Annotated in this window: 18 protein-coding genes; 6 read left to right on the forward strand and 12 right to left on the reverse strand. The window is 72.5% G+C overall.

Features of this window, described 5'->3' with window-relative positions:
• Window positions 1–14 precede the first annotated feature (14 nt).
• From FRAEUI1C_RS20550 to FRAEUI1C_RS20560, 3 genes are all read left to right on the forward strand, one after another.
• On the forward strand, window positions 15–1,097 hold the full coding sequence (locus tag FRAEUI1C_RS20550; protein WP_013425260.1) for a phosphotransferase family protein: 1,083 nt from the start codon (window positions 15–17) through the stop codon (window positions 1,095–1,097).
• 54 nt (window positions 1,098–1,151) lie between these two features.
• Window positions 1,152–1,478 carry a DUF4286 family protein gene (locus FRAEUI1C_RS20555; protein WP_013425261.1) on the forward strand — a complete coding sequence of 109 codons (327 nt, stop codon included), beginning with the start codon at window positions 1,152–1,154 and terminating at the stop codon, window positions 1,476–1,478.
• A 121-nt stretch (window positions 1,479–1,599) separates the two neighbouring features.
• Window positions 1,600–2,445: a mycofactocin-coupled SDR family oxidoreductase gene (locus FRAEUI1C_RS20560; protein ID WP_013425262.1), complete on the forward strand. Its 846-nt coding sequence runs from the start codon at window positions 1,600–1,602 to the stop codon at window positions 2,443–2,445.
• A gap of 118 nt (window positions 2,446–2,563) precedes the next feature.
• Here the strand turns inward: FRAEUI1C_RS20560 and FRAEUI1C_RS20565 are convergent, their stop codons facing one another.
• From FRAEUI1C_RS20565 to FRAEUI1C_RS20575, 3 genes are all read right to left on the reverse strand, one after another.
• Window positions 2,564–3,853: a cytochrome P450 gene (locus FRAEUI1C_RS20565; RefSeq protein ID WP_013425263.1), complete on the reverse strand. Its 1,290-nt coding sequence runs from the start codon at window positions 3,851–3,853 to the stop codon at window positions 2,564–2,566.
• Window positions 3,854–3,971: 118 nt separating this feature from the next.
• Complete coding sequence (locus FRAEUI1C_RS20570) at window positions 3,972–5,135, reverse strand: amidohydrolase family protein (protein ID WP_013425264.1); 1,164 nt, start codon at window positions 5,133–5,135, stop codon at window positions 3,972–3,974.
• 186 nt (window positions 5,136–5,321) lie between these two features.
• The gene (locus tag FRAEUI1C_RS20575) at window positions 5,322–6,203 is read right to left on the reverse strand and encodes an alpha/beta fold hydrolase (RefSeq protein ID WP_013425265.1); all 882 of its coding nucleotides are present in this window, start codon (window positions 6,201–6,203) and stop codon (window positions 5,322–5,324) included.
• A gap of 150 nt (window positions 6,204–6,353) precedes the next feature.
• Between FRAEUI1C_RS20575 and FRAEUI1C_RS20580 the strand changes: the two genes are divergently transcribed.
• A complete protein-coding gene (locus tag FRAEUI1C_RS20580) occupies window positions 6,354–7,202 on the forward strand; it encodes a FadR/GntR family transcriptional regulator (protein ID WP_013425266.1) in 849 nt (282 codons plus the stop codon).
• A 34-nt stretch (window positions 7,203–7,236) separates the two neighbouring features.
• On the opposite strand, the gene FRAEUI1C_RS20585 is transcribed toward FRAEUI1C_RS20580, so the two are convergent.
• The 4 genes from FRAEUI1C_RS20585 to FRAEUI1C_RS20600 are packed head-to-tail and all read right to left on the reverse strand — an operon-like array spanning window position 7,237 to window position 10,869.
• Complete coding sequence (locus tag FRAEUI1C_RS20585) at window positions 7,237–8,781, reverse strand: glycosyltransferase 87 family protein (RefSeq protein WP_013425267.1); 1,545 nt, start codon at window positions 8,779–8,781, stop codon at window positions 7,237–7,239.
• Complete coding sequence (locus FRAEUI1C_RS20590) at window positions 8,778–9,494, reverse strand: class I SAM-dependent methyltransferase (protein WP_013425268.1); 717 nt, start codon at window positions 9,492–9,494, stop codon at window positions 8,778–8,780. The genes FRAEUI1C_RS20585 and FRAEUI1C_RS20590 overlap by 4 nt, the downstream gene beginning before the upstream one ends.
• Entirely contained in the window at window positions 9,491–10,192 is a 702-nt protein-coding gene (locus FRAEUI1C_RS20595) for a TIGR04282 family arsenosugar biosynthesis glycosyltransferase (protein WP_013425269.1), read from the reverse strand. The genes FRAEUI1C_RS20590 and FRAEUI1C_RS20595 overlap by 4 nt, the downstream gene beginning before the upstream one ends.
• Window positions 10,189–10,869 (reverse strand): glycosyltransferase family 2 protein, encoded by a 681-nt coding sequence (locus FRAEUI1C_RS20600; protein ID WP_013425270.1) that lies wholly within the window; start codon window positions 10,867–10,869, stop codon window positions 10,189–10,191. Before FRAEUI1C_RS20600 ends, FRAEUI1C_RS20595 begins: the two co-directional genes overlap by 4 nt.
• Window positions 10,870–11,141: 272 nt before the next feature.
• On the opposite strand from FRAEUI1C_RS20600, the gene FRAEUI1C_RS20605 reads away from it, so the two are divergent.
• Window positions 11,142–12,323, forward strand: a complete 1,182-nt coding sequence (locus tag FRAEUI1C_RS20605) for a sensor histidine kinase (RefSeq protein ID WP_013425271.1) — start codon at window positions 11,142–11,144, stop codon at window positions 12,321–12,323.
• Between the two features lie 92 nt (window positions 12,324–12,415).
• The gene (locus FRAEUI1C_RS20610; RefSeq protein ID WP_013425272.1) at window positions 12,416–13,459 is read left to right on the forward strand and encodes an NAD-dependent epimerase/dehydratase family protein; all 1,044 of its coding nucleotides are present in this window, start codon (window positions 12,416–12,418) and stop codon (window positions 13,457–13,459) included.
• Here FRAEUI1C_RS20610 and FRAEUI1C_RS20615 read toward each other — a convergent pair.
• From FRAEUI1C_RS20615 to FRAEUI1C_RS20635, 5 genes are all read right to left on the reverse strand, one after another.
• Complete coding sequence (locus tag FRAEUI1C_RS20615; RefSeq protein WP_013425273.1) at window positions 13,448–13,915, reverse strand: hypothetical protein; 468 nt, start codon at window positions 13,913–13,915, stop codon at window positions 13,448–13,450. The genes FRAEUI1C_RS20610 and FRAEUI1C_RS20615 overlap by 12 nt on opposite strands.
• Before the next feature lie 129 nt (window positions 13,916–14,044).
• Window positions 14,045–14,698 carry a hypothetical protein gene (locus FRAEUI1C_RS20620; RefSeq protein ID WP_013425274.1) on the reverse strand — a complete coding sequence of 218 codons (654 nt, stop codon included), beginning with the start codon at window positions 14,696–14,698 and terminating at the stop codon, window positions 14,045–14,047.
• Window positions 14,699–14,876: 178 nt separating this feature from the next.
• Window positions 14,877–15,578 (reverse strand): response regulator transcription factor, encoded by a 702-nt coding sequence (locus FRAEUI1C_RS20625; protein WP_013425275.1) that lies wholly within the window; start codon window positions 15,576–15,578, stop codon window positions 14,877–14,879.
• Window positions 15,579–15,670: 92 nt separating this feature from the next.
• A complete protein-coding gene (locus FRAEUI1C_RS20630) occupies window positions 15,671–16,198 on the reverse strand; it encodes a hypothetical protein (RefSeq protein ID WP_013425276.1) in 528 nt (175 codons plus the stop codon).
• Entirely contained in the window at window positions 16,195–17,415 is a 1,221-nt protein-coding gene (locus FRAEUI1C_RS20635; protein ID WP_013425277.1) for a molybdopterin-dependent oxidoreductase, read from the reverse strand. The genes FRAEUI1C_RS20630 and FRAEUI1C_RS20635 overlap by 4 nt, the downstream gene beginning before the upstream one ends.
• Window positions 17,416–17,429 lie beyond the last annotated feature (14 nt).

Genomic DNA, 17,429 nt, shown 5'->3' on the forward strand with positions numbered 1-17,429 from the left:
TGGGAGGACCGACCATGCCCGACTTAGGCGTCCCCACCGAAGCGACCAGCAGCGGCGTCGCATTGCCCGACGATCTCTCCGAGGTGCTTTCCCCGCGCTGGCTGAGCGAGGCGCTGGGTACCCGCTTCCCGGGGATCGAGGTCACCGCCGTCGTACCCGGCCCGGTGGTCAGCCGGGTCTCCACCAACGCCCGGTTCCGGGTCGAATGCGCCGGCGGGACGCCGGACGGCCTGTCGCCGTACCTGTGCGCCAAGGGCTACTTCGGCGACGTCGGGCGGCCCGCCCGCCCGGCGGGCGTGCCCGAGACCAGCTTCTACCGGGACCTGGCCGGCCGGACCGGCGTGCGCACCCTGCGCAGCGTCTTCGCGGACGTCGACACCCGGACCGGCCAGAACATCGTCATCACCGAGGACGTCGTCGCCGAGGGCGCGACCTTCCTCGACGGGCTGACCGACTGCACACCCGACCAGGTCGCCGACAGCCTCGACCAGCTCGCCACCCTGCACGCCGCGACCTGGGCTGATCCGTCCCTCGCCGACGCCGGCTGGCTGCGCAGCCGCCTGGAGACGTACCTGCTCGGCCGGGGCCTGCCCGAGATCGCCGGCAACTTCGGCTGCGCCATCGGCGCCCGGGTGCCCGACGAGACGCGTGACGCCGAGCGGCTCGTGGCCTCCTACCGCGCCCTGGCCGCGCAGACGCCCGGTGCCGCGCCGTGGACGGTCATCCACGGCGACCCGCACATCGGGAACGTCTACCGCGACGACGCCGGCCGGCCCGCCTTCCTGGACTGGCAGCTGGTGCAGCGCGGGCCCTGGTACATCGACGTCGGCTATCACCTCGCGTCGGCGCTCACCGTGGCCGACCGCAGGCGCTGCGAGCGGGACCTGCTGGCGCACTATCTCGACCGTCTGAAGGCCGGAGGCGTCGACGCTCCGCACCCGGACCAGGCCTGGAACGACATCCGGCGCGGCATTCTGCACGGTTTCTACCTCTGGGCCATCACGCTCAAGGTCGACCCGGCCATCACCACCGCGCTGCTGGAACGGCTCGGCACGGCCGCCGCCGACCACGACGTGTTCGCCTCGGTCGGCCAGTGACCACCGCGAGGCCGCAACTCCGCCACTGATCGCCCGACCCGTCTGGAGCGAGCCATGCCCAAGGGAATTCTGCTGGTGCAGTCCACCCCCGCCAGCCCCGAACGCGAGGCCGAGTACAACCGCTGGTACGACGAGGAACACATCCCCGACGTCTGCGCCATCCCCGGATTCGTCGCCGCGCGCCGTTACCACGTCCGTGAGGCCGGATCGATGAAGGGCACGCCGGGGATTCCGCCGTACGTCATCCTGTACGAGGTCGAGGCCGACGACTTCGCCGTGCCCATGGAAGAGCTGCGCATCAGGACCGAGGCGGGCAGCATCCGGCTGAGCGACGCGATCCGGCTTCCCTCGATCGTCGGCTTCTACGAGCTCCTCGAATAACCGAGGCCCCGGGCTGGCCGGTCAGCGTGACAGCCCTTTCTCTTTCTCTTTCGGCTTTTGGCTCCGATTTCCAGACCGGTCGGCGACGGCCGTCGCTCGACCTCGCGCAGAAAGGCACATCATGACGCCGAGAAGCGGTCGCCTCCAGGGCAAGGTGGCGTTCATCACCGGCGCCGCCCGTGGCCAGGGACGCTCGCACGCCCTGGCACTCGCCCGGGAGGGCGCCGACATCGCGGCGCTCGACATCGCGGAGCAGATCGAGACCGTGCCCTATCCGATGTCCACCCGCGCCGACCTGGACGAGACGGTCGCGCTGGTCCAGGAGGCGGGCGGCCGCTGCCTGCCGATCGTCGCCGACGTGCGCGACATCCACGCCATGGACGGCGCCGTCAAGGAGACGCTCGCCGAGCTCGGCCGCATCGACATCGTGCTCGCGAACGCCGGCATCCTCCACATCGCCCAGCAGGGCGAGGACCTCGACGGCGCGGCCCGCACCTGGGCCGACGCGGTCGGCGTGATGATGACCGGCGTCTTCAACACGATCCGCGTGACCGCGCAGCCGATGATCGACCAGGGTGACGGCGGTTCGATCGTCATCACCAGTTCGACCGCCGGCCTGTCCGGCATGCTCGACGGCACCGGCGGCATCGCCGGCTACACCGCGTCCAAGCACGGCGTGATCGGGCTGATGCGCGGCTACGCCAAGCTGCTCGGGCGCCACAGCATCCGGGTCAACTCCGTCCACCCGATGGGCGTCGCCACCCCGATGGTGATGAACGACCAGTTCGCCCAGCTCTACGCCGACCCCGAGAACGCCAAGATCCTCGACGTCGCGCCGCGGCTGTTGCCCATCAACATCCTCGACGCCGCCGACGTCAGCAACGCGATCGTCTGGCTCGTCTCCGACGACGCCCGCGCGATCACCGGCATCACCCTGCCCGTCGACGCCGGCGTCACCAGCCCCTGATTCGACTGATCGCGATTTCGGCCCTCCAGTGGTTGTCCCGAGTACCGAAAGACAACCACCAGAGGGCCGAAACGGCGATCAAGGCATCAGCGAACGCCGGAACTCAGCGGCCGCGCGGCTAATGCTCGCGGTCGGTCGGAGTGAACTCCAGGTGCAGTTCGGTGAGGCCTCGCAGCAGCCAGGTTGGTTCGTACTTGAAGCGGCGGTTGTCCGCCGGACCGTGGTGTTCCTCGGAGAGCCGGATGTCGCGGGTGCGGGCGAGGATGCGCTCGAGGCTGATGCGGCCCTCGACGCGGGCGAGCGGGCCGCCGGGGCAGGAGTGGACGCCGCGGCCGAACGCGATGTGCTGGCGGACGTTGTCGCGGTCGGGGTGGAACTCGGCCGGGCACTCGAACCGGCGCGGGTCGCGGTTGGCGGCGCCGTTCAGCAGCATGACCGGAGTTCCGGCGGCCACCTCGACGCCGCCGATGGTCGTGGTGCGCCTCGCCAGCCGGAAGTCGGCCTTGACGGGGCTCTCGATGCGCAGTGTCTCCTCGATCAGGTCGGGAATGCCGTCGGGATGGGCTCGAAGCTCGTCCTGCACACCCGGATTCTCGGCGAGGTACTTCAACGCTGACGCGAGCAGCCGGGCGGTCGTCTCCTGGCCGGCGGCGAACAGGAAGGTCGCGGCCCGGACGACCGACACGACGTCCGGGACGGCGCCGTCGGGATAGGTCGCCAGCGCCATCTTGGTCAGCGCGTCGTCGCGTGGCGAGCGGCGGCGGTCCTCGATGTACTGGGTGAACCAGGCGTCCAGCCAGCCGAGGGCGTCGTCCCGGCCCTTCTTGCCGTGCTTCTCGTTGCCGATCTGGGCCGGCTTGGGACTGAGGCCGAAACCCTCACGGAACCGCTGGTGGTCGGCCTCGGGCACCCCGAGCACGTCGGCGACGGCGAGCATCGCGAACGGCTGGGAGTACTCCCGGACGAACTCGCACCGGCCGCGGGCGAGGATCTCGTCGAACTGCCGATCCGCCAGGCCCAGGATGAACGCCTCGTTCTCCTTGAGCCGCGCCGGCGTGAGCAGCCGCATCAGCAGCGCTCGCTCCCGGGTGTGGTCGGGCGGGTCCATCGTGACCATGTGCTCGTTCAGCGGAAGCTGGTCGCGGTAGCGGTCGACGAGGTCGCTGACGTCGTCGCCTTCGAGCGGGACCGGGAACGCCGCGAACGGGCCCGCGAAGGAGTTGCACGACGAGAAGGTCTCGACGTTGCGGTACACCTCGGTGGCCTCGTCGTAGCCGGACACCGCCACCACTCCGAGGTGCGGCAGCGGCAGCACCGGGCACTCCGCCCGCAGCGACTCGAAGTACGGGTACGGGTCCTCGACGAGCGACGCGTCGTTGAAGAAGTCGATCGTCTTCCAGTCAGGCATCACGCTTTCCTTCCAGCATGCGGTGTGCACAGGATCCGGGCGTTCCTACATCTGGGTGCTCCCTTTGCCGGCGAGGATCATGCCGGCAAAGGGACGTGTCATGCTGGCTGGGCGGTACTCAGAGCCGGTAGAGCTTCCTGGCGTTCTCGCCGAGGATCTTCGCGCGCGCGTCCTGGGACAGGGTCGCCATCTTCGCCTCGACGCTCTGCAGCGGTCCCGGGTAGAGGCAGGTCGGGTGCGGGAAGTCGGTCTCGAACAGGATCCGGTCCTCGCCGACCGCCTCGATGAGGTCGGGCAGCTTGTTGCGGTTGTTCTCGAACCAGAACGTCGCGTAGATGTTGCTGCGGAAGTAGTCCGACGGCATCTTCCTCAGCTGGGCGAGCTCCTCCGGGGCGTTCTCCGCCATCTCGTAGTCGAGCGTCTCGAGGATGAACGGGATCCAGCCGATGCCACTTTCCACCGACACCGTCTGCAGGTCGGGGTGGCGGTCGAAGATGCCGGACAGGATCAGGTTCGTCACCACCCGAGCGTTGCCGATGAACAGCAGTGTGCCGCCGATCGCGAGCTTGGTGTTGGCGCCGTGGGACTCCCACGGGTACTTGCCGTAGAAGGTCATGCCGGTGACGCTGGCGCCGATGTGGAAGTGCACCGGCAGCCGCAGCTCGCTGCAGGCCTCCCAGAACGGGTCCCAGGCCCGGTTCGCCAGGTCGGGCGAGCCCAGGTCCTGCGGGTCCGACGTCATGTTGATACCGCGCGCGCCCAGCGCCGCGACCCGCCGCGCCTCGCTGACGCACAGGTCGATGTCCCACGCCGGCATCAGCGGCAGCGGCAGCAGCCGGTTGCCCGACTCGCTCTGGATCTCGGCCATCGCGTCGTTGTAGATCTCGATCGACAGCCGCGTCAGGGCCGGATCATCCGAGAGCCCGAGGTCCTGGCCGCCGAGTCCGATGGTGCTCGGAAAGATGATCTGGGCGTCGATGCCGCACTCGTCGAGAACCTGGAGCCGGACCTTCGGGTCGTAGGCGCCGACGTGGATCTCGTCGATCGTCCACTCGAATAACGCCTTGTTGGCGCTCTCCTTCTTGCCGTCACGGCCGATGACGCCGCCGGCGCTGTAGGCTCCGACCGGTTTTCCGTCGAACACCCACATCTGCTGTCCGTCGATGGTCTCCACCCGGGGAACCCGGTCGCGGAACTGGGCCGGCGCGCGCTTCGTGAAAAGATCGGCTGGTTCTGACCAGTGAGAGTCGGAGTCGACGATGAAGAGGCCGTTATCCGTCATGGTGGCCGATGCTAATCTCCCACCGAGTCACGCGCAATAGTCGCAAAGGCCTCGCGCACAATGAGTCTGCCGCCGCCGGACTTAGCCACAACCGATAAGTAAATGGCCGCTATTCGGGCGCGCGAACACCGTGCGCAGCCGCATCGCGCGCCGGGCAAACAAACCACGAGCGGTTCGCTCGACGTGTCATTTCTCGTCGAAGAACTCCAGCAGGACGGGCGCGGCCAGCACCCAGGGGTCGAAAAGCGCGCCAGTACCCGCCTGCGCCGCGGCGACCGCGCGCTCCCAGGCGTCCTCGGGCCACGGAGGCTCGACCAGGCGGGATCCCTCGATGAGCGCGTGCACCTCCAGCGAGGTCCGCTTCGGGTGGTCGTAGTCCTTCTCGCCGCCCCGGATGATCAGCGTCGGTACCTTGATCTGCTCGAACTCCCAGTCGCTGACCCCGGGGATGGGCTCGTTGGGCTTCGGCACGAAGGCGTCCAGCCAGCGGTTCATGACCCGTTCGAACCGCTCGGCGCCCAGGGCGAGCAGCCGGTCCTTGTTGCGCGGGTTCGCCGCGATGGCGTCGGCCCAGCCGCCCGCGGCGCCCGACATCTCGAGGACGCCCTCGATGCCCTTGGCCCGGACCACCCGCAGCTCGTCGATGACGTACACCTGCGCGAGCGACATCGTGCTGAAGGTGCCGCCGACGATCGACCAGACGGCCAGCTTCCGGACCAGCTCGGGCCACATCATGGCGAAGATGATCGAGTCCCGGGCGCCGCCGGAACCGCCGGCCACGAGGACCTGCCTCACTCCGAGCGCCTGCAGCATCAGCCCGAGCGTCTCGGCGCGCAGGTGGGACTCCGACCGCCCGTAGAGCTGCACGTCGGACTTCCCGCAGTTCGGCCGGTCCCACAGCAGGACCCGCTTGCCACCCGCGGCCAGCGCGTCGGCGAACTCGTGCAGGCCGCCGACGTCCTTGCCGAACCGGCCACCCGGGGTGAGGACGACGGTCTCACCGTCAGGTGGACCGACGAACTCGTAGACGACGACACCGCCGTTGATCTCGATCTCCTGATCCGGCATACCCCTCCTCCGACCCCGCCCGAACCGCCACCGGACGCGCCGCCCGGGTGGGCGACCATAACAGCCTAATCATATATATTGATCAACTGGCGTCGTCAACATCTCTATGATTCGGATGAAGCGGTCGGGCGCTGCTACAGTCGGGGGTCTATGGGCCACGCCGAGCAGCAGCTAGCCGGTGATCCGCGCGCGCCGCAGGTCCACGTGCCGAAGGTGGCGGAGCTCGTCGCCGCCGAGTTCCGGCGGCGGATCGTCGGGGGCGAGCTCGGTGAGGGCGACGAGCTCCCGCGCGAGTCGGACATGCAGGAAGAGTTCCGCGTGAGCAGGCCCAGCCTCCGCGAAGCCCTGCGGATCCTGGAGACCGAGGGCCTCGTGCGGATCCGCCGCGGCAAGGTCGGCGGCGGCGTCGTGCGGCGGCCGACCGTCACCACCGCCGCGTATCACCTGGCCCTCACGCTGAAGGCCAACGAGGTCACCCACCAGGACCTGGCCACCGCTCGGCTGGCGATCGAGCCGAGCTGCGCCTCGCTGGCGGCCGAGCTTCCGGACCGACGCGCCGTCGTCGACGAGCTCACCCGCCTCGTCGACGAGAGCGAGGAATGCGCCACGACCGCGGCGTTCACCGAGGCCGCGCACGCGTTCCACCTGCGGCTCACCGAACTGTGCGGCAACACGACGATGACGCTGCTCGCGGGCACGCTCGAGGCCGTCTGGAGTTTCCAGGAGTCACGGGTCGCCCGCGTCGTCCTCGACGCCGAGGACCATCCCGACAACCTGAAGACCAGACAGCGCTCGATCGCGTCCCATCGGCGTCTCGTCGCGGCGATCGCCGACGGCAACAGTGATCGAGCAAGCCGCGAGATGCGCAGACATATCGTCGACATGCAGCAGGAAGTGATCGGAACCTACGGGTCCACCGTCATCGACCTCGCGACGACGCCGACAGCGGGCGCACAGCGTCCTCCGGGCCGATCGACCGCTCCCACTCCGTCCTCGTAGCGAGCCCGTCGCCCAGCGGCCAGGCCGCCGAACCTCAGAGCCGGGCCCGCGGGACCGGCTGTCCGACGGCGACGCCCACGTCGGCCCCGGGCCCGGCGCGCCGAACGGAACGGCTGACGGCGACCGCGAGCACGATGGCCGCGGCCACGGCGTAGGCACCGACCCGCAGTGTCCAGGCGTCGCCGGGCAGGTTGACGAACAGGGAGATGTAGAGCGGGTAGGCCGCCGCGGTCACGGCGAGCCACTCCAGCCGGCCAGCGAGAACGGCGAGAGCGGCCAGCAGGATGCCGTACCAGGGCTGCGCCGGGGTGGCCGTCAGGAAGGCCGCGCCGACGAGCCACAGCGCGGCCCGCTCGACGGGCACCCGGTCGGGATCGCGGCACAGCACCGCGGCCGTGACCGCCGCGAGCACGGCGACCGCGACGGCCTTGGCCGCGGTGCCGCGCAGGCCGAGGCCGGCCAGCAGCAGGAACCGGCTGCCCTGGTCGTAGCCCTCGACGTTCAGGTACTGCGGGAGGAAGCCCAGCACGCCGGTGCCCACCGCCAGAACATGCGGCAGGTACGACAGCCCGATCACCGCGCCGGTCCCGCACAGCACGCTGACGGGCCGGGACCGCCGTCCCCGCCAGGCCAGCGCCGGGATGAGCAACGCCGGGTACAGCTTGACCGCGACGGCGGCTCCGAGGAGCGCGCCGGCCAGCCACCGCCGTCCACGGGACGGGACAGCGCCGGTCGGCGGCGGCAGGCCGCCGGCCCGGGAGACGGGTGGCGCCAGCACGGCGATGGCCCCGAGCGCCAGGAGCACGCCGACGACGTCCACGTGCGCGTCGGAGCCGGCGTCGATACCGGCGAGCGGCGTCAGCGCGTAGAACGCGGCGTGACGCGGGTCCCGGCCACGGACCGCCAGCAGGCGCATGAGCATGCCGACCAGGGCGAGCGAGGCGAGCGAGGCGTAGAGCTGCGGCTTGTGCTCGCGGGGCGGCCCGGGCAGGACGTGCACCGCCGTGAAGTAGGCCTGGGCGACCGGCGGGTAGATGGTGTGCGCCCGCGGATAGTTCAGCCGGGTGCAGTGTGGCCGCGGGTGGTCCGCGGTGCAGCCGGCCGAGTCGGGGAACAGCCAGGCGTCGCGCTCCCCCGCGAGCTCGGGCGCGAGCGGGCCGTAGCGGTAGGGGTCGATGCCGGCGGCCTGCACCCGGCCGTCCCAGGCGTACCGGTAGAGGTCATCGGACAGCCGAGGCCCGTGGGTCAGTGCCAGGGCGGGGATCGCGACCGTCCCGGCGAGCATCAGCGCGAGGGCCAGCCGGCGGGGAGCCGCGAGGACGAGCAGCGCCGCCGTGAGCAGCCCGAGCGCCCACCAGGCCATGGTCAGGTACAGCAGGGCGGCTCGGCTGACGAGATAGCCCGGCTGCTGGAGCACCGCCACCTGGATGGCGAGCACCCCGGCGAGCCCGAGGCCGGCGCCGATGAGCGCCGCCAGGCGGCCCCCGCCTGGCCGGTCCGCCCGCCCGGTCGCCGGCATGGTCGTACCCTGGCCGCCGGCGTCGGCCTCGGCGCCGCCCAGGACGCTCGGCAGGTTCACGCCCGGCTCAGGGCCGCGAAGTGCCGCCCCGCGCTCGACCAGGTCTCCGCGACGCGGAGCCCGGCGGCCGAGGCGTGGTGGTGGATCTCCCCAGGTCCGACGAACGCCCAGGGGAAGGACCGTGACACGCGGCCATCCGGCCCTTCGAGGCGGACGAGCAGTCGACCGGACGGCACCGCCGGCGGCTGGAGCTCGACGAGCGCCTGACCGGTCGCGCTGAGGATCTCGGCGGCCCGGGCGAGCAGGCGGCCGGGGTCGCCGCCGATGCCGATGTTGCCGTCGGCGAGCAGCAGCCTCGACCAGCGTCCCTGCCCGGGCAGCCGGTCGAACACGTCGCGGCACAGTGCGGGCGCGCCCGCCCGTCGGGCCAGGCGCACGGCGTACGGCGCCACGTCGATGCCCAGCGTGAGGACGCCACGGGTGGCCAGGGCGGCGACCAGCCGGCCCGGGCCGCAGCCGACGTCCAGGGTCGGCGCGGCGCAGCGCCGCAGCAGGGACGCGTCGCCGGGGACGAGCCCACCACGCCAGGACGGCACGGGCAGCAGGTCGCGCTGGCCGTCGGAGTGGCTCACCCACAGCCGGCCGTCCGCCGAACGCAGCGCCTCCTCGTACAGCGCGGTCGGCGAGGCGTCGAGCGCGACCGCGGTGCCTGCGCCGACGGGCCGGCCGCGCATGGCGGCGGCCGCCCGGCGCCCGGTCGTGACGGCCGTCATCGGGTGACCAGGGCCTGGGTCGCGGCCGTCGCGCCGCCGGTCACGCCGCGCACGGCGGCGGCGAAACGGCCGTGCGGGACGAGCCGGGCGACCGCGTCGGCGTCGGCGCAGGTGTCGACGTCGCGCAGAACCGGCAGCGTCGCCACGCGTAGGCCGGCCCGGGTCAGCCGGTCTCGCTGGCGGGCCCCGGTGTCCGGCCGGGAGGTCGCGACCCCGCGCAGCAGGCCGCCGTCGGGGCGGCGCAGGCCGAGCGCCCACCAGCCACCGTCGGCGGCCGGTCCGAACACCGCGTCTGCGCGGCCCAGCGCCCGGCAGGCGTCGGCGAGCAGTGCGGGCGTCACCTGCGGGGTATCCATGCCGATCAGGAGCGCCGGGCCGGAGACGGCGTCGAAGGCGGCGGCGAGCCGAACGTCGAACGGTCCCGCGGCCTGCGGAACCACCTCGACGGGCACCCGCAGCCACGGGCCGGCGGCGCCGTCCAGGACCAGGACCGGCCGGACCGCTCCGAGGCCGGGAATCCGGGCCAGACCGCTGACCGCCGTCAACGTGTCGGCGATGGCCGCCTCGGCCACGGCGGCGGCCTGCGCCGGGGTGAACGGCGGCGTCAGCCGGGTCTTCACCCGGCCGGGGACCGGCTCCTTCGCGACCACCAGCACGGTCACCGCCGGCCTGGCCTCCGCCGGCCGTCGCGTCGTCATCGCAGGCTCGCCAGCGCGGCGGTCATGTCCCGCACCGTGCGGGCCGTCCCGAGCGGCGTCCCGGTCACCTTGGAGCGCCCGACCCTGGGGTGGTAGTCGACGTCCGTCTCGGCGATGCGCCAGCCCGCCTGCGCGGCGCGCAGCAGCAGTTCCAGCGGGTAGCCGAAGCGGCGGTCCGCCACCGGCAGGCCGAGCAGCTCCGCGCGGCGGGCGGCCCGCATCGGGCCGAGGTCGCGGACCGGGACGCCGCGGCGGCGCAGCCGCTGGGCGACCACGGCGTTACCCAGCCGGGCATGCGGCGGCCAGGCGCGCGCGGACGTGGGCCGGCGCCGGCCCAGGACGAGGTCCGCGCGCCCGCTGGTCAGCTCGGCGACGAGCCCGGGCAACTGCCCGGGATCGAGGGAGGCGTCGGCGTCGCAGACACAGACCACGTCAGCGTCCGCCGCGAGCAGGCCGGCCTGGACGGCCGCCCCGTAGCCGCGCCGCGGCACGTCGACGACGAGGGCGCCCCGCGCGCGGGCCAGCCCGGCCGAGCCGTCGCTGGACCCGTTGTCCGCGACGATGGCTCGGTAGCCGGGAGGTATCCGGTCAAGAACCCAGGGCAACGCCTCGGCCTCGTTCAGGCAGGGCAGCACGACGTCCACCGACCCGGCCACCTGGTGACATTGCGTGATCATGAGCGCGACTCTAGTGACGGTCCGCCAACATCGACCCTTACCGAATGGAGAACTCCGGCCGGCGCCGAGCCGCCGCACCCGAACTGACGCGGGCGTTCTTACGAACCTGTGACGGCTCGCCCGGCACCGGCCGGGTCGGGCAGCGGCGGCCTATCGTGGCGGTGGGCCATCGTCGGCCATGGCGGCCGCACGGGGCCTCCCGGATCGTGCGGGGCTGGCCCCGGGCCGTTCGCGGGCAGAGCCAACGGCCCGGTCGGAGGGGAGACATCGGCATGAGCCCGGACCTGCAGGTCGTGGCGATCGCCCTGGCCTGCTCCGCGGTGGCCGCGCTGACCGGCGTTCCGTTGCTTCGGCTGCTGCGCGCCCGCCCGCTCTGGGCGACGGCCGCCGTGCTGTGCGTCGTTCCCGTCCTGGCGGTCGCGGCCGGGGTAATCGGTACGGCGCGCGCCATGTTCCTCTCGCACCACGACCTGCGGGTCGTGCTGATCGTCGTCGCCGTGTCCGCCGTGGTCGCCGCGGCCGTGGCGGTCGGTCTCGGCCGTCCGCTCGTCGCGGCCACCAGTCTGCTGACCCGCTCGGCGGACACGCTGGGCGAGCCGGTGTACCGGCACGCCGGGCGGCTCCCGACCGCCGAGCTGACCACCCTCGCGGACACGCTCGACGCGACGCACCTGCGGCTGGTGGAGTCGCGGGGCCGCGAGCGCGCGCTGGAGGCCAGTCGACGCGAGCTGGTGGCCTGGATCAGCCACGATCTGCGGACTCCGCTCGCCGGCATCAGGGCCACCGCGGAGGCGCTGGCGGACGGCCTGGTCTCGGACGTCGAGACGACGGAGCGCTACCACCGGCAGATGCTCGCCGACGCCGAACGGCTGACCGGCATGGTCGACGACCTGTTCGAGCTCGCCCGCCTCCAGGCCGGAGCTCTCGAACTGGCGCTGGAGAAGGTCTGCCTCGCCGACATCGTGTCCGACGCCGTCGCGACGGTCGACCCGATCGCCCGCGCCAGGAGGGTCACCGTCACCGGCGACACGGACGACGCGGTCTACGTCGACGCGGACGCGGCCCAGGTCAGCCGGGCACTGATCAACCTGCTGGTCAACGCCGTCCGGCACACCCCGGACGACGGCACCGTCGAGGTCAGGGTCGGGTGGGAGCACGGAGTGCCGGGCGGCGGCCCGCCGGGCCAGCTCGACGCCAGCCGGGCGATCGTCGCGGTCGCGGACCGGTGCGGCGGGATCCCCGCCGAGGACCTGCCCCGGCTGTTCGACCTCGGCTTCCGCGGGGAGACCGCGCGCACCCCCGGCGACGGGGGCGATCACCCGCACCAGCCCAGGGTGCGGTCCGGCATCGGGCTGGCGATCGTCCGGGGCATCGTGGAGGCGCACGGCGGCGATGTCACCGTCCACAACCAGCACGGCGGCTGCCGGTTCGTCGTCGCCCTCCCCGCGGCCTGAGCCGTCCCGGCCGCGGCAGGCTCCTGTCTCCCTGAGCAGGCTTCCGCGGCTCGTAAGATCCAGCGCGCCCGCGGGCCACTAGCGTCGCGGACATGCAGGTCCTCGTCACCGGCGGCGCCGGCTTCATCGGTTCCCACATCGTCGACGCGCTGGTCGAAGCGGGTCATCAGGTCCGGGTGCTCGACGCGCTGCTGCCGGCCGTCCACCGGGTGAGACCCGAGGTCAACGACGCGGCGGAGTTCCGCGCGGGCGACGTGACCGACCGGTCCGCCGTGGAGGCCGCGCTCGACGGGGTGGACGCGGTCTGCCACCAGGCGGCCATGGTCGGCCTCGGGGTGGATCTGGACGACCTTCCGCTCTACGCCACCCACAACGATCTCGGTACCGCGGTCCTGCTCGCGGCGATGGCCCGCCGGGGCGTCGGGCGCCTCGTGCTCGCCAGCTCGATGGTCGTCTACGGCGAAGGCGGCTTCCGCTGCGCGACCGACGGCCCGGTGCGCCCCGGTGCGCGCCGGCGGACGGACCTGGACAACGGGCGGTTCGAGCCGCCCTGCCCGCGGTGCGGCGCGCCGCTGCGGTCGACCCCCGTCACCGAGGGCGCGCCGCTCGACCCGAGAAACGTCTACGCGGCCACCAAGGTCGCGCAGGAACACCTCGCCGCCGCCTGGGCGGCGGCCTGCGGCGGCACGGCCGTGGCGCTGCGCTACCACAACGTCTACGGGCCGCGGATGCCGCGGAACACCCCCTACGCCGGGGTCGCCTCGCTGTTCCGCAGCGCCCTGGAGCGAGGCGAGGCGCCCCGGGTCTTCGAGGACGGCGGCCAGCTGCGCGACTTCGTCCATGTCCACGACGTCGCGGCCGCCAACCTGGCGGCGCTGGAGCACAGCCCCGAGCCCGGCCGGCTCGTCCCGGTCAACGTCGGCTCGGGGCAGGCTCACACCGTGGGCGAGATGGCGGGTGCGCTGGCCGGCGCCTTCGGCGGGCCGCTCCCCCGCGTCACCGGGCAGTACCGCATCGGCGACGTCCGGCACATCGTCGCCTCCAGCGACCGGGCCCGCGCCCTGCTCGGCTACCAGCCGGCGACGACCTTCGAGGCGGGGATGACCGCCTTCGCCCGCGACCCGCTACGCGCCTGAGTCCAGCGACCTGCAGCTGGCCTCCAGCAGCACGTCGACGAGGCCGGCGAGGTCGGCGGCCGCGGCGGCCACCCGTTCGTAGCCACAGGGCGCCGGCGCCGGCGCCGGCCCGTCGGCGGCGGCAGCCGTCACGGCGAAGACCGCCGCCCGCAGCGTGTCCAGGCGAACGCGCAGGTCGCGCCCGGCACGGGTGACCTCACGCCGGTGCCGTCGATCGGCGTCCGCCTTCCGCGCGACCGCGTCGAGGGTCCGCAGATGCGCGGTGTCGAGAGCCTCGGCGAGCCGGGCCAGCTCGGTGCTCGTCCGGGACCGCAGGAGCCGGTAGCCGGGCTGGCCGACGACGCGGGCCCCGTCGTGGACGAGGCGCAGCTCCGCGCCACGACGGCGCAGAGTCCGGGCGGCCACCACGACTCCGGCCGCGCCGAGCAGGAGGACGGCGGCGGTCAGCACGTTCATGCGGCTGCTCCCAACGGTCCCGCGTCGCGGCCGTCCGTCGGTGGCCGCCTGGAGGTCCTCCGCGACGGGGGCGAGGCGCCGGGTTCGTCGGCCCGCCCCCGCGGCGCGAGGTGGTGTCGTGCGGGAAGGTCAGCTCGCGGTGATGTGCGCGATGCCGATCAGCATGCCGGCCTCGAACGCGGTGACGCCGAACGTCGAGTTCAGCGCGCCGGCGGCCGTGCTGGTGAGCTCGACCTTCGTCCCGTCGAGCTTCGCCCGGCCCTGCGCGTCCTTCGTGATGGACAGGTCGGTGCCGTCCAGGTTGAACAGCGGGACCCGCGCGTTGTTCATCTGCACGACCTCGGCGGTCAGCAGCGACGTGCCCGGATTGACGTCGAAATTGTCGACCGTGAGGGTCTTGCCGTTTCCGGTGAACGTCAGGCCGCTGCCGTCGTGGTGAAGAATCCCCTGGACGTAGGGCGAGACCTGCCCCTTGGGATAGATCGTCACGTTGCCGCCGGTGATCGGGAAGACCAGGGTCGGTCCGTACTGGGAGGTGAGAGTGCCGGTTCCGGACGGAGCTACCGCCACGCCGAGACTCTTCAGCGCGGCCAGCGTCGCCGGCTCGACGGCGACCGCCGTGTCGACCCCGTTGACGCTGGCGATCGTCGCCGCCGGGGTCGGACTCGACGAGGTGGCCCGGGCGGGGGACGCCCCGGAACCGCTGCTGCTACCGCAGGCCGCGAGGCCGACCGTGAGGGAACCGGCGAGGACCGCGGAGGTGGCCAGGTATCGCACGCGCATTTCTCTCTCCTCATCGTGGGACTACGAGAGAGATTCGGAACCCACACCCAGCGGGATGGGTGGCCCGTCCATAATTTCGAGAATTTCCCGCCGCGCGTCCGCGAGTATCCGCGCGGGCGGAGATCTGTGGACGTCTGATCAGTAGAGAATTCTTAAACCAGTTGAGCTGGTTACGCGGTCACGCCGCCGTCACCGGACCGGGCGGCTCGTAGCGGTAACCGACGCCCCAGACGGTCACCAGGATCGACGGCGACGAGGGATCGGCCTCCAGCTTCTCCCGCAGCCGGCGGATGTGGACGGTGACCGTCGACTGGTCGCCGTAGGACCAGCCCCAGACCGCCTCCATCAGCTCAGGCCGGGAGAACGCCCGGCGCGGATGGCGGACCAGGTAGGCCAGCAGGTCGAACTCGCGGACCGTCAGCGAGATCGTGCCGTTCTCACCCCGCACCTCCCGGGCCGGGAGATCGACGGTGAACGGGCCGACGTCGATCACTCCACCGGCCGTGGAGGTGGGCGGCCCGGCGGCCCGGCGCAGCACCGACTGGACCCGCAACGTGAGCTCCCGGGGGGAGAACGGCTTGGTCACGTAGTCGTCCGCGCCGTGCTCCAGTCCGACGATGCGGTCATGCTCGGCGCCCAGCGCGGTCAGCATCACCACCGGAACCGACCCTGTCTCCCGCAGCCGCCGGCACACCTCCAGGCCGTTCAGTCCGGGCAGCATCAGGTCGAGGACCACCAGGTCAGGCCGGGTGGCGGCCGCGGTGGCGAGGGCGGCGTGGCCGTCGGCGGCCAGGTCGACCTCGTAGCCGGCCCGTTGCAGGTAGCGGCTCAGCACGTCGGCGACCGTCGGATCGTCGTCGACAATCAGCACCCGCGCCATCGGTCCAGGTTAGGCCGCCATCGGGCGGGCGCGGCGATCGTTCACCGCCCCGTAAGGACCTCCGGCCGGCGGCCGGTTCGGATGGCCGCCGGTCACGCCGTCGGGCCGTCCTGCTCCGGTTCCGTGGCCGATTCCGGCGCGCGCCGGCGAGCCAGGACGACCATGGCGGCCGCGGCGGCGACCCAGACGGCCGCGAGGACGATCAACAGGTTGCGGCCGTAGGGCAGCGGATCGACGGTCGGGTTGCCCGGATCGCTGGTGTAGCCCCGCCAGAGCGGGAGCGACATCAACGCCACGCTGCCGCTGACGAACAGGGCGGCCTGCGTGACGGCCCGGTAGGGCGCGGGTAGGAGCCGCGCGAGCAGCCAGCCGATGACCGCGAGCGCAGGGATGAGGACGGCGTCGTGGAGCACGATCGCGACCATCGCCCATTTCAGCGAGTAGGACGGGTTGCTGAGCCGATGGGCCCCGAGCGCGCCGTGCACGCCGTAGACCAGTCCGGCCAGGCCGATCAGGACGAACGCCGCCTGCGCCGTCCGCACCGCCCGGCCGGGGGAACCGCGCCCGGTGACGGCACTGCTGGGGCCCGGCTGGTCGGTCGACGGCTCCGGGGCGCTCACGGCAGCATCACGATGCGGTGGATCCACTTGGTCTGCAGGACGCCGGGCCTGTTGGGGGCGATCAGCCGGGCCGGGTAGCCGTGGTCGAGCGCGAGCGGCTCGCCGTGCAGGCCTGTCGCGATCAGAGTGAGCGGATCGCGGGCGTGGGACGGGTTCACCTCGCTGAGCCGGTATGGCCCGCCGGACTCCAGCGACTCCACCTGGACGCTGCGCCCGTGCGGGATCTCCGCCTGGTCCAGCAGGGCTCGCAACGGCACTCCCGTCCAGGTGCCGTCCGCCGACCAGCCCTCCACACAGGTGATGGGCAGGTGCGAGGTGACGTGCGGCAGCGCCAGCAGGGCGGCGAGGCTCAGGGTGAACGGGCGGGGCCCGACGACCTCCAGCGTGTACGCCGGGTCACGGGCCGCCGTCAGCACCCGGGCGGCGGCCGCCGTCTTGTTGACCGGGAGGCGCTGCGGGCCGAGGTCGGGCCTGCGCGGGGCGAGCACCGCCAGGTCGGACAGCCCGGGGACCGACTGGCCGACCGTGACGACGGTGATGACCCCCGACGCGGCGGTCACGGCCGCCAACAGCCCGCGACGAGACAGGCCGCCGCCGGGTGGCTCGGGGGTGCTGATCCGGTCGGTCGTCCCGGCACGGAGCGCCTGCGCCGCGCGGGCCTCCCGGCCCGGACCGACGTTGGCCCGGACGACCACGATCTTCGCGCCGACGTGGAGGAACAGCGCGCCCATCGTCACCCACGCGCCCCAGTAATGAGCGACCGTGAAAAAGAACCGGAACGGGTACCACTGCGCGATGTTCGCGATCCCGGTCGAGAGCTGGAAGAGCGCTCCCCCGATCAGCGGGACGATGGACAGCCGTTCCAGGGCGCCGGCCACACTGCGCAGCGGCGGCCATTTCCAGAACAACGGCGCGACGGTCCACAGCTTCGCCAGCAGCAGCGGCACCGTCGCCAGGCCCGTCGCGACGTGCAGCCCCTGCGTGAACCGGTACAGGTTGACCGGACGCGACGGCCATCGCAGCCACGGCGCCGGATGCTGCATGAAATGTGAGACGAGCCCGGTGACGAAGCAGGTCGTGAAAGCGACCCCCAGCCAGATGCCCAGCAGCGAGGCGACCCGAGGATCGTGCAGCCTGCTGGGGAAGGCGCCCTCCCGCAGCGGGCCGCGCCGCAGGGTCTCCGGTGGTGGCGGCAACGGCCTGGTCAACGGGTTCACGTCGAATCACGCTA

The organism is Pseudofrankia inefficax (assembly GCF_000166135.1).
GTDB lineage: Bacteria > Actinomycetota > Actinomycetes > Frankiales > Frankiaceae > Pseudofrankia > Pseudofrankia inefficax.

Bases quoted from the DNA above. Each gene is read 5' to 3' on its own strand.
- FRAEUI1C_RS20550 (WP_013425260.1), top strand. From the start codon at position 15: ATGCCCGACTTAGGCGTCCCCACCGAAGCGACCAGCAGCGGCGTCGCA.
- FRAEUI1C_RS20555 (WP_013425261.1), top strand. From the start codon at position 1,152: ATGCCCAAGGGAATTCTGCTGGTGCAGTCCACCCCCGCCAGCCCCGAA.
- FRAEUI1C_RS20560 (WP_013425262.1), top strand. From the start codon at position 1,600: ATGACGCCGAGAAGCGGTCGCCTCCAGGGCAAGGTGGCGTTCATCACC.
- FRAEUI1C_RS20565 (WP_013425263.1), bottom strand. From the start codon at position 3,853: ATGCCTGACTGGAAGACGATCGACTTCTTCAACGACGCGTCGCTCGTC.
- FRAEUI1C_RS20570 (WP_013425264.1), bottom strand. From the start codon at position 5,135: ATGACGGATAACGGCCTCTTCATCGTCGACTCCGACTCTCACTGGTCA.
- FRAEUI1C_RS20575 (WP_013425265.1), bottom strand. From the start codon at position 6,203: ATGCCGGATCAGGAGATCGAGATCAACGGCGGTGTCGTCGTCTACGAG.
- FRAEUI1C_RS20580 (WP_013425266.1), top strand. From the start codon at position 6,354: ATGGGCCACGCCGAGCAGCAGCTAGCCGGTGATCCGCGCGCGCCGCAG.
- FRAEUI1C_RS20590 (WP_013425268.1), bottom strand. From the start codon at position 9,494: ATGACGGCCGTCACGACCGGGCGCCGGGCGGCCGCCGCCATGCGCGGC.
- FRAEUI1C_RS20595 (WP_013425269.1), bottom strand. From the start codon at position 10,192: ATGACGACGCGACGGCCGGCGGAGGCCAGGCCGGCGGTGACCGTGCTG.
- FRAEUI1C_RS20600 (WP_013425270.1), bottom strand. From the start codon at position 10,869: ATGATCACGCAATGTCACCAGGTGGCCGGGTCGGTGGACGTCGTGCTG.
- FRAEUI1C_RS20605 (WP_013425271.1), top strand. From the start codon at position 11,142: ATGAGCCCGGACCTGCAGGTCGTGGCGATCGCCCTGGCCTGCTCCGCG.
- FRAEUI1C_RS20610 (WP_013425272.1), top strand. From the start codon at position 12,416: ATGCAGGTCCTCGTCACCGGCGGCGCCGGCTTCATCGGTTCCCACATC.
- FRAEUI1C_RS20615 (WP_013425273.1), bottom strand. From the start codon at position 13,915: ATGAACGTGCTGACCGCCGCCGTCCTCCTGCTCGGCGCGGCCGGAGTC.
- FRAEUI1C_RS20620 (WP_013425274.1), bottom strand. From the start codon at position 14,698: ATGCGCGTGCGATACCTGGCCACCTCCGCGGTCCTCGCCGGTTCCCTC.
- FRAEUI1C_RS20625 (WP_013425275.1), bottom strand. From the start codon at position 15,578: ATGGCGCGGGTGCTGATTGTCGACGACGATCCGACGGTCGCCGACGTG.